This is a genomic window from Kitasatospora sp. NPDC059088 (assembly GCF_042738155.1).
Taxonomy (GTDB): domain Bacteria; phylum Actinomycetota; class Actinomycetes; order Streptomycetales; family Streptomycetaceae; genus Kitasatospora.
In genome coordinates, this window is sequence record NZ_JBHYGR010000012.1 from 1 (window position 1) to 12,216 (window position 12,216).

Sequence of the window (12,216 nt, forward strand, 5' to 3'; positions counted from 1 at the left end):
GGGGTGTCGATGCTGGGGAAGATGTTGAGGACCTTGCGGCGGCCGGCGAAGTCCTGGAGCGAGGTGTCCGCGAGGCCCTCGCCGACCAGCGTGAAGGCGGGGGCCTGGCTGCCGGCGGCGGGCAGTACGCCGCCGATCTCGACCGGGTTCCCCTTGAGCGTGACCTGAGCCATGAAAAGCCTCCTACCAGCGGTGTACGACAGACAACGCCGTCGATCCTACTGCCCGCACCCCGCGCCCGACGCGGGGTGACCGAGGAGCGGACACCCTCCCGCGTCGCGCTGGCGGAGTCGGCCCGATTCTGGGCCTGAGGCCGCCGGGCGGGGCTGTGCGATGCTGACGGGGCGGCAGACGGCAGACGGCCGGTGGGACAGGGGGAGGGGCGGATGGCCGAGGGCGGCGGGAGCGGGTTCGACGTGGTGCGGCGCGGCTACGAGTGCGCGGAGGTGGACGCCTACCTGGCCTTGGCGCCCTCCCGGCGCCCGGACGCCCCGGGTTTCACCATCGCCCGGCGCGGCTACGACCGGGCGCAGGTCGACCGCGCGCTGGCCGCCGCACCTGCCGCTGCGGTGCCCGTGGACGCGGTCGCCCGGCGCGGGTTCGACCTGGTGAGCTGGGGCTACGAGCGGTCCGAGGTGGATGCCTACCTGGCGTCGGCGTCGGCGTCGGGGGCGGGGCGGCGTGCGGGCGGGCCTCGGTTCCGGCTCGTGCGGCGCGGCTACCACCCCGCGCAGGTCGACCTGGTGGCGGCGGGCGCGGTGCCGGTGTTCGCCACGGCGTGGCGCGGCTACGACCCGGCACAGGTGGACGCCCACCTGGCGCAGGCCGCGCATCGGCGCCCGGCGGCCTCGGCGGCCGCGGTGTTCGCGGTGGTGCCCCGGGGCTACCGGCGTGCGCAGGTGGACGGCTACCTGGGGGCGTACGGTCCGGGCGGCACGGTCGCGCCGTCCTGAGGACCGCCGGGCCGCCCGCCGGGCCGACTGCCGAGCCACCGGCGGTTGTGCGAATTCGGTGACGCATCGTCAGTTCCGCGTGGTCTACTGCGTGCCGGATCGTTCGCGCACAAGTCGCCGCGAGGAGTGGACCGTTCGATGAACGCCGTATGCCCGGGGTGCGCCGCCGGGGAGCACGCCCTGCCCGTGCCCGAGGCCCTGGAGGACGCGGCTGCGGCCGCCGTGGACCCGCCGGCGGCCGCCCACCTGGCCCCGCCGCCCGCGCCGGGGCCGCAGCCCGTACGGGAGAGCGCGGCGGTGGTCGTGCTGGTGGTGCTCGCGGCGCTCTGGCTGCTGGTGGGGGTGCTGGGCATGCTGCACCCGGATCCGGACCTGCATCGACACGACGACGCCTATCGGGCGGGCCACCTGCTGGGCGGCCTGGTCGGCCCGGCGGTGCTGACGGCCGCGGCCCTGCTGGTGCGCACCGTCTCCCGGCGGCGGGGCCGGCGACGGGAGGAGGAGCGACTGCGGGTCCAGCACGCGCGCCGGCAGGACCTGATGCAGCGGTGGCGGCGCGGCTGGTGGTGCCGGCGCTGCCGGGTGGCGTTCTTCCCGTCCGGTGCGCTGCACCCGGGCAGTCCAGCCTCGCCCGCGCTGGCGGCGCAGCACTACCCGGCCTGGGTGCTGGGCGTCGGCGCCCCGGGGACGCGGGGAGAGGACGGCCAGGTGCTCTTGTAGTGGGCCGGGCGCGCGTCGCGCTCGGAAGGGCACATCCCGGCGGAGGCCACCCCGCGACCCCAATCCCCGTGAGGCCCGCGCGGACCGTCCAGGATGCGGCGGGCCTGGCGAGGGGTCAGCGGGCGGAGGACGAGGCATTCGGTGACCAGGTCGTCCATGCCCGCTTCCTGCCACCCGCCGTCCGCACCCGCAGCCGCATCATTCGTGTGCGCGCCGCGGGGCAGGCCTGTTAGCTTGCCCGCCTTGGCTTGCCTGCCGATGGGTGGCGGGCGCCCGGGGAGTGGGGGACGGCGGGTGTCGATGGTGGACTGGTGGCTGGTCCGGGGGAAGGTGTGCTCCCTGGCTTGGGAGGGCGGCGAGTTGATCGATCCGGTCGGCGGTGGTCGGCGGTGGTCGGCGGTGGTCGGCGGTGGAGCGCGGACGGGACGGAGCGTCCCGGCCGAGCTGTCGCCGCCGCTTTCGGCCCCGGGTTCGACCGGGCAGTGGTCTCGCCCTCGGGGCGCTACGCCGTCGTCCACGAGGAGCGGGGTACCAGGGGTGTGGTCGTCGGCCTCGACGGACGGGGCGTGCTGCGCGAGCTCGCCCGGGCCGACCACTGCGCCGACGCCTACGACTACCCGGTCGCGCTCGGCGCGCTGCCCGACGGCCGCGAGGTGCTCGTCCACTGCCCCGAGGAGTACAACGTGCTCCAGATCGAGGAGTTGGAGTCCGGACGGCGCCTCACCGGAGGTGCCCGGGAGCCCGTGGACATCTTCCACTCGCGGCCGGCGGTGAGCCCGGACGGCCGGTACCTGCTGGTGACGGGGTGGGTGTGGCACCCCTACGGTGTCGCGGAGGTGTACGACCTCGCGGCGGCGCTCGCCGATCCGGCGGTGCTGGACGGCGACGGGGTTCTCCCGGCGTCCCCCGAGACCGACGCCGAAGTGGTCTCCGGCTGCTGGCTGGACGCCGACCGGTTGGCGATCGCCACAACGGGCGAGCTCGACTACCTGGTCGACGACGGAGCCGACGACGGGGCCGACGATTCCGGCTGCGCGGCGGCCCCGGCCGCTGGAGCGAACCACCTCGGAGTGTGGTCGATGTCGGCCCGGCGCTGGCTGCACCACAGCCCCTTGGACCACCGCGCCGGCACCCTGCTCGGCCGGGGCGGCTCCGCCCAGGTGGTCTCGCTCCACGGGCACCCCCGCCTGCTCGACGCCGCGACCGGCACCCTGGTCGCCGAGTGGCCCGAGGTGACGCTCACACGGCGGAACGGCAGCTACGGCGCCGAGCACATCCCGACCCCCGTCGCCGCGCTCAGCCCGGACGGCCGCCGCCTCGCCGTCGCCCAGGACAAGGGCATCGCCCTGATCGACCTGCCGGACTGACCTGGCTGACCGGACTGACCGGACTGACCGGACTGACCGGGCCGGCCGCACGGAGGTGTCGGAGGGCGTGGCTAGCATCCCCGGCATGGGCTACACCACTGACTTCACCGGCCGGGTCGCCGTCACCCCACCGCTCAACCCGGCCGAGATCGCGTACCTGCGGAAGTTCGCCGGCACCCGCCGAATGGACCGTGCCGGCGGCCCCTACTACGTCGACGGGAGCGGCTACGCGGGGCAGGGCCGCGACGCCGACATCCGCGACTTCGACAAGCCCCCGGCGGGTCAGCCCGGCCTCTGGTGCCGCTGGGTGCCGACGGCGGACGGTTCGGCGATCGAGTGGAGCCAGGTGGAGAAGTTCTACGACGCGCCCGAGTGGATGACCTATCTGATCGACCACTTCTTGAAGCCCCGCGCCCATGCCCAAGGCACGCCCGGTTTCGAGGAGTTCACGTTCGACCACGTGGCCGACGGCACGATCGACGCACAGGGGGAGGAGCCCTGGGACACCTGGCAGCTCCTGGTGCGCGGCAACGAGGTCTCCGTCTCCGCGGCCGAACTCCCGGACCCGGCCTGGCTGTGCGGGGGGTGCCGGGAGCCCGTCGCCGACGAGGACGCCGGGTGCTGCCCGGGCGCGGAGCCGATGCCGGTGTTCCCGGAGCCGTGACGTCCGGGGCACTCGGGCGTCCCTCGCCCCCGCCGCGCTGCGCGCCCGCCCGGGTGGCAGCCCTCAGCTGTACGGGCTCCAGCGCCCGAAGCGGGCCAGCAGGTGGCGGGCGCGGTCCTCGTCCAGGCCGAGTGCGGCGGCTGTCGCCGCGAGGCCCAGGTCGCGTCGGGCGTCGTGGGCGGGCCAGTACGCGGTCCGCTCCGCGGTCACCTCCAGCAACCGGGCGGCCCGCAGCGCCGCCAACGGGGAGTTCTGCGCCAGCTTCTCGATGGCCTCGCCCAGGCCGTGCAGTACCTCGGCGAGGTCCTCGGGCAGGGCCACGGCCGACTTCTCGACCTCGACGGTGTGCTGGTCCCACTCCTGCTCGCAGGTGTCCGCCGGCTCCGCGGCCGCTTCGCCGAGCCGCTGTTCCCCGATCTGCCCCCAGTCGAGCGGGTGCTCGGGGCCGGACCAGCCGCAGGAGCACACGGCGCGCAAGGCGTGCGCGCGCGGGGCGAGGCGTGAGTGCCCGTCGTACACGGTCCACTGCGCGGTGGTCAGTCCGGCCCCGTGCTCCGTCATCATGATGTACGCGGGTTTCGGCACGGTCCCGTCGGCGAGGAGCACGCCGACCGACCCGGTGTGCGAGGCCCCGAACTCGTCCGTCGTCCATGTCTCTTGCTTGACCATGACGAGCCTGCCTCTCCAGTGGTCCGCCTACGCGGAACGCCCGCCCCCGGGCGCGGCACCGACGATCCCGCAGCAGGGGCTCACGGACCACCGAAACCGCGAAACGCCGCCCATCCGTGTCACCTTCGGGGACACTCCCCGCGGGAACGGTCGGCCGGCTGCCTACAGCGCGCGTTCGGAGCAGAAGGTCGACAGCGAAGGCGGCCGGCACAAGAATGCCAACGCGGCGGAGAGCTCGAAGACCACAGTGAGGTTTGATGAAGCCGATACGGATCTACCCGAAGTACCAGCGGTTGTTCCTCGTGGCGGGCGGGCTGGTGTTCCTTTCAATCGCGGTCGCCGGTGTGATCATCACCCCGATCGGTTCCAAGGTGTTCTACTCGTTCGTGCTGGTGTTCTCGGTGGTCTGGTGTCACCAGGGTGCCCGGCTGGGACTGGTCATCGGGCCCCAGGGCATCGTCGAGCGCTCGATGGGACGTCCGAACCGCATCTCCTGGCAGGACATCGAGGACGTCACGGTCGAGGGCGGGACGAACGCCGGGGTGGCCGCAGTCGTGATGATCGCGCTGACCGTCCGCGGTGGTGACGTCCTGCTGCTGCGGGGAACGGCGCGGTACGACCGGAAGGGCGTCGAGCAGACCCGCCGTCGGATCCTTGCCATGCGGGCCGCCGCCCTGGGAACTCCGGTGGAATCGCAGGGCTTTCAGAGTCCGGGAAACGGCCACAGGCCGTCCGGGAAGCGATCTCCCACCCGCGTCGCATGCTGCGCCCACCCCTCTCCTGAACCCCGGGGTTGTTGCTGACCTCGGGCGGGTTCGGTGACTGCGGATCGGGCGGCGGGACCTCCAAGACCCCCGACCGGGTAAAGCTGAGGCGGAGCGGTGCACCGTGCCGGTACGATCCTGCTCGCCGCGCACACAGGTGCGGGGGCGGGGGGATCGGGGCGAGGTGTGTCCGCGCCGCCTTCGTGCCTTCACGCCTTCGTGTCTTGTGCCTTCTTCGGTGCCCGGTGCCCGGTGCCCGGTGCCCGGTGCCCGGTGCCCGCTCACGGGCCGCTCGGTGCGGGTGAGCGGCGCCTCTCCCCGTCCCGCTAGGAAAGCAGTTCATGGTCTTCTCGCTTGTGGTGCTCGTCGTGCTCGTGGTGCTCGTCGCCGTCGTGGGCAAAGTGATCGTCTCGCAGCGCGCCCGGGAACGGCGGAGCCTCCTGGAGACCGAGCTGTGGCGCAGGCTGGCCCCGCGCGAGCAGCTCGTGGTCAAGGGGGACGAGCCGTCCGCGGAGTTGGCGGCCGTGCTCGATGGGGCCGGGGGCGGTGACTGGCGGGCGGCGGCGAAGTACCTGGCCGAAGCCGAAGCCGGAGCCGACAGCGGTGCTGACAGCCGCGCCAACCGGCGCTGGATGCGGATGGAGCCGCTCAGCACGGCGGCCTCCAAGGAGGACGACTGGCTGCGGCGGTGGCGCGAGGAGGAGCCGCGCGACGCGGCGGCCGCCCTGCTGCAGACCGACGCACTGGTGCAGCTCGCCTGGGAGATCCGCACCGGCAGGTACGCCTCCGAGGTGACCAGGGAGCAGGCCCGCGGGTTCCACCGCGTACTGGGGGAGGCGGAGCAGGCCGCGCGGGAGGCCGTCGAGCTGGCTCCGGCCGAGGACCCCAATCCCTGGGTGGCGCAGATCGCGATCGCCATGGGACTGGGCCGGTCGAACGAGGACTTCCGTCAGCTGTGGGCCGAGGTGACGGCCCGTGACCCGCACCACCTGCGGGCGCACGAGGGCGCGCTGCAGTACTGGTGCGCCAAGTGGCACGGCAGCAACGAGCTGATGCACGCCTTCGTCGACGCCGCGCTCGCCGACGCACCGGCCGGCAGCCTGCTGACCAGCCTGCGGGTGCGGGCGCTCTTCGAGCAGTACACCCGCGACAGCGCCGGGGCGGCCGCCTACCGGACGCCGGAGTTCACCGCGGCCGTGGACGCCCTGCTGGCCGATCTGGAGCAGGCCGATCCGGCGCACCCGCAGCTCCAGGCCGCCCGGGGCTGGGCCGCCTGGTCACTGGTCATGAATGCCCGGGTGGCGCACGCCTTCGAGATGTTCGAGGTGATGGGCCGTGAGGTGGCCGGCCCCTGGAGCGCCTACGAGGACCCGCAGACGGCCTTCCACCGGATGCGCACGATCGCCGTGGACGCGATCGCCCGGGCGACGGTCTGACCTGCACCGGTCGGGCGCCGGTCGGGCGCCGGTCAGTGTCCTGCCGACACCGACCGTCCGATCGGCCAACGCGGTCCGTCCGGGCCGCCCTGCCACGCCCACTGGGAGTCGGGGGTGACGGTGATGCCGTAGTCGTACCGGTCCGGGCGGCCGAGCTCCTCCCACGCGGACCGGGCGGCCGTCACCTCGTCGCCGATGCGGCGCGGCCCGCCCTGGTACAGCATCACGGAGCCGTCGCCGCGCGCGGTGAACGCGGCCCACGACCGGTCGCCGTCGTGGACCCAGGCGTTGACGCCGTCCTCGTCCCGGCCGGTGAGCAGTGCCGCGTCCGGTACGGCCACGCGCAGGGCGAAGCGCAGGTCCCAGTCGTTCTCCAACGCGCCCAGGTCGTACGCCGGGAGCAGGCGCTCCGCGTCCGGTTCGGCCGTGCCGCCGCGCACCGCGGTGTAGGCGGCGTGGCCGGCGGGTGCCGGGGTGGGGGCGGTGCGGTCGGCCATGAACTGGGCGAGGCCCTGGACCCAGCCGGTCGCGCTCCTGCCGTCGTCGGCGACGACGAGGGCGACGTGCCCCAACAGGCCCCAGGGGTAGACGATCCGGCCGCCCGGCCGTACCGCCTCCACCCAGGCCCACGGGACGGCCTCCACCGCGTAGGTGGCGTGGATCCGGTCGACGGGCATCCCGCCGGGCGCCCCGCCGCCGGTCGCGTTGCCGGTCACCACCTCGACGGACAGCCCGGCGGCCGCCAGACGGCGGCGGGCGGCGGCGGCCAGGTGCTCGTCCACCTCGCTGGAGACCACCAGCCCGGGACCGGCCCGCCACGCGGCCAGCGCCGCCGTCCACCCCTGCCCGGTGCCGATGTCCCACACCCGGTGGCCGGGTTCCAGGCGGAGGCTGTCCAGCATGTCCGCCACGACGGACGGCGCGGACAGCGACGAGGACGGCAACGACGGCGCCGACAGGCTGCTGCCGACCTGGGTGACGGCCGCGTCGTGGACGCCGGCGAACAGCTCGTCCGCCCACCCGCGCCGGTCCGTCGTACGGTCGAGCGGCACATAGGCCCGGCCGTCCCAGCGCCACAGCCGGTCCGGCGCGAACCGGTCGCGCGGCACCGCCGCCATGGCCTCGCGCACCCACGGGGACGCGGTCGGCCACGCCCCGTCGCGCTCCATCACCGCGTCCAGGTGCGCCCGGCGACCCGCCAGGTCCTCGTCGTCCGTCACCGTGCGCTACTTGCGGCGCGTGCCGGTGCCCGGCGGCGGGGGCGGGACCTGCCCGTCGTTGTTCCCGGGCGGCGGGGTGCCCGTTCCGGGGTCCGGCGCCGGCTTCTCGTGCTTGCCCATGCGGGTTCCCTTCGGTCGCGTAGGGGACACGGTCGGCCGCTCATCCTCGCCCACCCCGGTGCCGCACGGTAGTGGGCGCGCGGGAGCGCCCACGGGGCGCGCGCCGCGGCGCCGCGCCCGCCACGGGCCCGGCGTCCGGTTCCGGTCAGAAGGACCGGAAGATGCCGTCCGGGTCGTCCTGCGCGGCCCTGGCGAACTCCTCGAAGCCCATGTTGGCGATGCTCAGGTTCGCGTGGATCTCGTGGACGCCGGTCGGGAGGGTGCGGAAGGAACGGCCGTACCTGGTCGTCAGGGCGTAATCCCCGTCCTCACGCCGGACGGCGGTGACCGCGAGGAGCGTGCGGGGCTCGGACCACATCGTCGTGCGGTCGGCGAGGAAGACGACGCTCGGGTTCTCGCCGGAGCGGACCTCCGCTGCCACCTCGTCGGCAGTCGCGTCCGCCCAGGCGGGGTCGTCGACGAAGTGGACGAGCGACTCGTAGCACCGGTCTCCCCAGGGCAAGCCCAGTTCCGTCACCACCGCCCGCCAGCCGGCCTCGTCGTGGTAGTCGGTGCGGATGACCAGGGCGTCGAATCCGCCGTGGTCGGCGACACCGGGCAACGTCCTCAGGGGGGGCTCCCTCCCTCGGAGCCGACCGCCGATCCGCGGTCGGGACAGCTCCGTACGGTCCAGTCTCCCGCGGAGCACCGACAGCAAGGGCAGACGGCCCGCGGAGGGAGTGTGCTTCAACCGGGCCCGAGCTCCGGTAAGGTCAACACCCCTCGACTACAGGATGATTGACGGTGATGCACGTGCAGAGGTACGGCCGAACCGAGCTCGAATGGGACGAGTTGACCGAGGCCGGTTGCGACTACCTGGCCGAGGTCGCCAGAGGCGGCGGCATGACGACCTACACCAAGTTGAACGCGGCTCTGGTGGAGCGGACGGGGCAGCCCGGATTCGACTTCTCGCAGGCCGGGCACCGGGCGGCCGTCGGCCACCTGCTGGGCCTCGTCACGGCAGCCGGCCGTACCGGGAAGGAGCCGATGCTCTCCGCGCTGGTCCAGTACGAAGGGCTGAACGACGCCGGCCCCGGGTTCTACCGCCTGGCGCAGGAACTCGGGCTCCTGTCGCTCGGCGCTTCGAAGGCGGAGAAGGAGAAGTTCTGGACCGACCAGGTGCGAGCCCTGTACGCCGTGCACCCCCGTGCCACCGGCCCGGCCGCCGGCGGGAAGTACTAGGGCCTGTCCGGCGGATCTTGCCAGGCGCGCGACGCCGGGCATCCCGCCTGGACGCACGCCCGAATCGCCCAAGTACGTCCAGTACGAGGCCGACTCGGCGCACGCCCAGCCGGGCGCCCAACGCCGCGCGCTGATCTGCCAAGATCCGCCGGACAGGCCCTAGCGGCGCGGAGGCAGGACCCCGGGGTCCTGCCGGTCCGTTCGACGGCACTGTCCGTGGGCTCCTGGGCTCAGAAGAGGGTGGGCTCGGCCCCGTCCGCCCCGCCGAGTCCCGGGAGGGCGTCCTGCCGGACGACGGCGTCGGCCAGCGGCACCTGCTTCATGCTGCCTTCGCAGAGGATGAGGGAGCGGCGGTCCCGCTTGTGGTCATGGATGACGCCGTAACCGGCACGGCGGGTCGGCATGAGGGCTACCGGCCGTTCGCAGGCCGGGCACTGAACTCTCGGGGCACGCATACGCACAGGTTGCCCGGTGCCACTGACAATGACCAGGGGCGTGCGGATGCGGGCACCGACCCTACCCGTCCTCGTCCTCCTCCTCGGGCTCGGACTCGGTGGTTCACCAGAGGCGCGGCCCGGATCGCGTCGACATCGCCCTGCCACCGCAGTTGTGCCACGTCCCCGGTGCGGTCAACCCGTCCACGCCGCAACCCCAAGAGGAGGAATCCGTGTCCCTGCCCAGCCTGCTCGTCGTGATGGCGCACCCCGACGACGAGTCGCTCGCGGCCGGGGGCGTACTCGCCCAGCACGCCGATGCCGGAGCCCGGACCACCGTCGTCACCGCGACCTGGGAGCAAGGGACCCAGCGCGCAAGGGAGTTGGCCGAGGCGGTCCGGATCCTCAGAGCGGGGGAGCCCCGGCTGCTCGGCTGGGCCGACCACCGGGTTCCCGACTCCGCCCCCGGACGGCCGCGGTTGTGCGACGCGCCGTTGGACGCGGTGGTCGGTCAAGGGGCGACGGGCGTCGTGCCGCGGGCGCGTGGATGCGGGCGGGGAGAGCTCGAATTCCGCCGGGAGCTGACGGTCCGTCCCCGCCAGTGCGGGCGTCGACGTCCTTCCGCAGCGCCGAGTGATGAGCCGGGCCGGCCCGGCGGGGCCGGTTGTCGGTGGTGACCACTACGTTCATCACCACAAGCGCTGCCGCCCTGTCGTGGCGCGCTGTCCCCCCAACCCCATTGGAGATGGTGTGCTTCTGCCTGCCTGGGAAGGTTCGAGTACGGTCCGGGTGGTTCCGCCCGCCCGGCCCCGCAAGCTCGCGAAGGTGCCGTTCGTGCAGTTGGCGGACGGTCGGCTGCAGGGTGTGGTGTCCAGCGGTTCGGACATCGGCCGGGTCTACGTGTCGGCCGTCGAGGCCGGTTCCTTCGCGTTCTCGTGCAGCACCAACAACAACCGTCCGTGCGGCGGCGCCCGGGGTGGCTACTGCAAGCACCTGGAGGCGCTGGTCGGCGAGGCGGTGGTGCAGTTCGGCGGTGACCGTGTCGCCCGTTACCTGCGGGTGGACACCGGTACGGAGGAGGCCACCGCCCGGGTCATCACCGGTGCCATGAGCGCCACCCGCCCGGTGAAGGCCGCCGAGTCGCCTGCGGCGGCGGTGTTCACCCGGTTCCTGAACCACCTGGAGTACCTGGAGTTCGAGCCGGTGACCACTCCGCTGCCGGACCTGCACTGGTTCCCGACCACCCGGGCGGTGGCGTGATGCGCACCGACCTCCTCCACGCGCCGGTCGGCGGCCTCGACGAGGCGCTCGCCGTCGTCGACGCCTTCGACCGGGCGATGTCCGACGGCCTGGTGCGGCCCCGGCCGGCCCAGGCCCAGGCGCTGGCCGAGCTCGCGGGGGCCGTCGCGGACTCGCCGCTGGCCGCCCTCGTCGCCGAGGCCGCCGAGAAGGCGGCCGCCGGCACCGCGGACGAGGGCCACCTGCTGGCCCTGGCGGCCGCCCGTACCGCTCTGCTCGGTGCGGCCCACGACGCGCTCCACGGTGTCGTGGGCGGGGCGACCGGTCGTACCACCGCCCTGTGGACGGTGCCCGCCGAGGGCCCGGGCGGCGCGTCGAACGTGCTCACCGCGGTCCGCGCCTGGCTCGCGGACCTGGCCCGTACCGGCTGGCTCGGCATGGACCACGACCTCGTGTCGGCCTCGGCGCAGCTCGTCTCCGCGATGCTCCCGGACCCGCAGCTGCGTCGCCTCGCCGTCCTGCTGGACGGGTTCGCGGGCGAACTCGCCGCGTCCTGCCCGGGAGCGAGTCTGGAACGCGTCCCGGTCCGCCGCTGGGCCGACCTGTGGTCGCGGGCCCTGCTGCTGGCGACTCCCGGTGCGGGCACCGTCCCTGACCCGCAGACGGTCACCGGACGGCTGCTGCCGCTCGGCGTCGACCTGCACGAGCACGCGACGGCCGCGCAGGCCCAGGTCCACGCCGTGTTCGAGCCGGCCGACGGCTCCGCGCCCCGCCTGGTCCGGGCGTCGGTGTCGGTCCCGAAGCCGGACAGCGTCCTGGGCGCCGGGGTCTGGCAGCTGCTGCGCCCCCGGATGTCGCTCCTGGCGGCGGCGGGCGAGGGCCGCGCCGTGACGGTGACGGACATGCCGCTCACCGCCGAGGGCGACCTGCTGTGGAGCGACGAACTCGCCCGCACCGCGGCCGAGGCCGACCCGTTCGCCACCGCCAGGGTCGTGCTGCCCACCGCCGTGGGCGCGCCGGTCGCGCCGCTGGAGCGCCACCCGGTACGCCTGGCCGAGCCGGTCTTCCTGGAGGGCTACACCGCCCTGGAGCAGGACGGGGCGCTGACCTTCGACCTGGCCGGCCACCCGCTCGCCGTCGACACCGACCGCATCCCGGTGGCGGGCCCGCTCACGCCGCAGGCGGTGGCCGCGTCCACCGCGTGCATCGGCCTGCTGCGCTGGGACGCCGGGGCCTTCGTCCTCCAGCCGCTGGCCGTCGAATCCACCGTCAAGCGCCGGACGGTGGGCCTGCACGCCGGTGCGTGGGCGGGTGGCACCACCGACAAGAGCGGCGGCAAGGCCGAGGCGGCAGCGAGCGAGACGGTGACCGTGCTGCGCGAGCGCGCCGGCAAGCTGCTGCGGAAGTGA

At 74.2% G+C, this 12,216-nt stretch carries 14 protein-coding genes and 1 pseudogene; 10 read left to right on the top strand and 5 right to left on the bottom strand.

Annotated features, from left to right (window positions below):
* A partial coding sequence (locus ACFWXO_RS08000; RefSeq protein ID WP_380522858.1) for a redoxin family protein occupies positions 1-173 on the bottom strand: 173 nt, incomplete at its 3' end.
* A gap of 213 nt (positions 174-386) precedes the next feature.
* Here ACFWXO_RS08000 and ACFWXO_RS08005 point away from each other — a divergent pair.
* The 4 genes from ACFWXO_RS08005 to ACFWXO_RS08020 all read left to right on the top strand — a co-directional run bounded on the left by ACFWXO_RS08005 (position 387) and on the right by ACFWXO_RS08020 (position 3,704).
* Positions 387-953: a DivIVA domain-containing protein gene (locus tag ACFWXO_RS08005; protein ID WP_380522787.1), complete on the top strand. Its 567-nt coding sequence runs from the start codon at positions 387-389 to the stop codon at positions 951-953.
* A 138-nt stretch (positions 954-1,091) separates the two neighbouring features.
* Positions 1,092-1,673, top strand: a complete 582-nt coding sequence (locus ACFWXO_RS08010; RefSeq protein WP_380522788.1) for a hypothetical protein — start codon at positions 1,092-1,094, stop codon at positions 1,671-1,673.
* 482 nt (positions 1,674-2,155) lie between these two features.
* Positions 2,156-3,040 (top strand): hypothetical protein, encoded by an 885-nt coding sequence (locus tag ACFWXO_RS08015; RefSeq protein WP_380522789.1) that lies wholly within the window; start codon positions 2,156-2,158, stop codon positions 3,038-3,040.
* Positions 3,041-3,125: 85 nt separating this feature from the next.
* Positions 3,126-3,704 (top strand): hypothetical protein, encoded by a 579-nt coding sequence (locus tag ACFWXO_RS08020; protein ID WP_380522790.1) that lies wholly within the window; start codon positions 3,126-3,128, stop codon positions 3,702-3,704.
* 63 nt (positions 3,705-3,767) lie between these two features.
* Here ACFWXO_RS08020 and ACFWXO_RS08025 read toward each other — a convergent pair whose 3' ends face one another.
* A complete protein-coding gene (locus tag ACFWXO_RS08025; protein ID WP_380522791.1) occupies positions 3,768-4,373 on the bottom strand; it encodes a hypothetical protein in 606 nt (201 codons plus the stop codon).
* Positions 4,374-4,630: 257 nt separating this feature from the next.
* Between ACFWXO_RS08025 and ACFWXO_RS08030 the strand changes: the two genes are divergently transcribed.
* Together ACFWXO_RS08030 and ACFWXO_RS08035 are read left to right on the top strand one after the other, a co-directional pair.
* On the top strand, positions 4,631-5,176 hold the full coding sequence (locus tag ACFWXO_RS08030; RefSeq protein WP_380522792.1) for a hypothetical protein: 546 nt from the start codon (positions 4,631-4,633) through the stop codon (positions 5,174-5,176).
* Between the two features lie 302 nt (positions 5,177-5,478).
* On the top strand, positions 5,479-6,573 hold the full coding sequence (locus ACFWXO_RS08035; protein WP_380522793.1) for a hypothetical protein: 1,095 nt from the start codon (positions 5,479-5,481) through the stop codon (positions 6,571-6,573).
* A gap of 32 nt (positions 6,574-6,605) precedes the next feature.
* On the opposite strand, the gene ACFWXO_RS08040 is transcribed toward ACFWXO_RS08035, so the two are convergent.
* Both ACFWXO_RS08040 and ACFWXO_RS08045 read right to left on the bottom strand, forming a co-directional pair.
* Positions 6,606-7,793, bottom strand: coding sequence for a protein-L-isoaspartate O-methyltransferase (locus ACFWXO_RS08040; RefSeq protein ID WP_380522794.1), 1,188 nt, complete (start codon positions 7,791-7,793; stop codon positions 6,606-6,608).
* A gap of 265 nt (positions 7,794-8,058) precedes the next feature.
* Positions 8,059-8,514: a DUF6924 domain-containing protein gene (locus ACFWXO_RS08045; RefSeq protein ID WP_380522795.1), complete on the bottom strand. Its 456-nt coding sequence runs from the start codon at positions 8,512-8,514 to the stop codon at positions 8,059-8,061.
* A gap of 185 nt (positions 8,515-8,699) precedes the next feature.
* On the opposite strand from ACFWXO_RS08045, the gene ACFWXO_RS08050 reads away from it, so the two are divergent.
* Positions 8,700-9,134, top strand: coding sequence for a hypothetical protein (locus ACFWXO_RS08050; protein WP_380522796.1), 435 nt, complete (start codon positions 8,700-8,702; stop codon positions 9,132-9,134).
* Between the two features lie 230 nt (positions 9,135-9,364).
* Here the strand turns inward: ACFWXO_RS08050 and ACFWXO_RS08055 are convergent, their stop codons facing one another.
* The gene (locus ACFWXO_RS08055; RefSeq protein WP_380522797.1) at positions 9,365-9,538 is read right to left on the bottom strand and encodes a hypothetical protein; all 174 of its coding nucleotides are present in this window, start codon (positions 9,536-9,538) and stop codon (positions 9,365-9,367) included.
* Between the two features lie 263 nt (positions 9,539-9,801).
* Between ACFWXO_RS08055 and ACFWXO_RS08060 the strand changes: the two are divergent.
* The 3 genes and pseudogenes from ACFWXO_RS08060 to ACFWXO_RS08070 form a co-directional block, all read left to right on the top strand.
* Positions 9,802-10,077, top strand: a pseudogene (locus tag ACFWXO_RS08060) (PIG-L deacetylase family protein); the annotation flags it as partial.
* Positions 10,078-10,324: 247 nt separating this feature from the next.
* A complete protein-coding gene (locus ACFWXO_RS08065) occupies positions 10,325-10,828 on the top strand; it encodes a hypothetical protein (protein ID WP_380522859.1) in 504 nt (167 codons plus the stop codon).
* A complete protein-coding gene (locus tag ACFWXO_RS08070; RefSeq protein ID WP_380522861.1) occupies positions 10,798-12,216 on the top strand; it encodes a hypothetical protein in 1,419 nt (472 codons plus the stop codon). The genes ACFWXO_RS08065 and ACFWXO_RS08070 overlap by 31 nt, the downstream gene beginning before the upstream one ends.

What these genes read in the sequence shown, in the direction of transcription:
- ACFWXO_RS08005 (WP_380522787.1), top strand. Translation starts at nt 387, where the DNA reads ATGGCCGAGGGCGGCGGGAGCGGGTTCGACGTGGTGCGGCGCGGCTAC.
- ACFWXO_RS08010 (WP_380522788.1), top strand. Translation starts at nt 1,092, where the DNA reads ATGAACGCCGTATGCCCGGGGTGCGCCGCCGGGGAGCACGCCCTGCCC.
- ACFWXO_RS08020 (WP_380522790.1), top strand. Translation starts at nt 3,126, where the DNA reads ATGGGCTACACCACTGACTTCACCGGCCGGGTCGCCGTCACCCCACCG.
- ACFWXO_RS08025 (WP_380522791.1), bottom strand. Translation starts at nt 4,373, where the DNA reads ATGGTCAAGCAAGAGACATGGACGACGGACGAGTTCGGGGCCTCGCAC.
- ACFWXO_RS08030 (WP_380522792.1), top strand. Translation starts at nt 4,631, where the DNA reads ATGAAGCCGATACGGATCTACCCGAAGTACCAGCGGTTGTTCCTCGTG.
- ACFWXO_RS08035 (WP_380522793.1), top strand. Translation starts at nt 5,479, where the DNA reads ATGGTCTTCTCGCTTGTGGTGCTCGTCGTGCTCGTGGTGCTCGTCGCC.
- ACFWXO_RS08050 (WP_380522796.1), top strand. Translation starts at nt 8,700, where the DNA reads ATGCACGTGCAGAGGTACGGCCGAACCGAGCTCGAATGGGACGAGTTG.
- ACFWXO_RS08055 (WP_380522797.1), bottom strand. Translation starts at nt 9,538, where the DNA reads ATGCCGACCCGCCGTGCCGGTTACGGCGTCATCCATGACCACAAGCGG.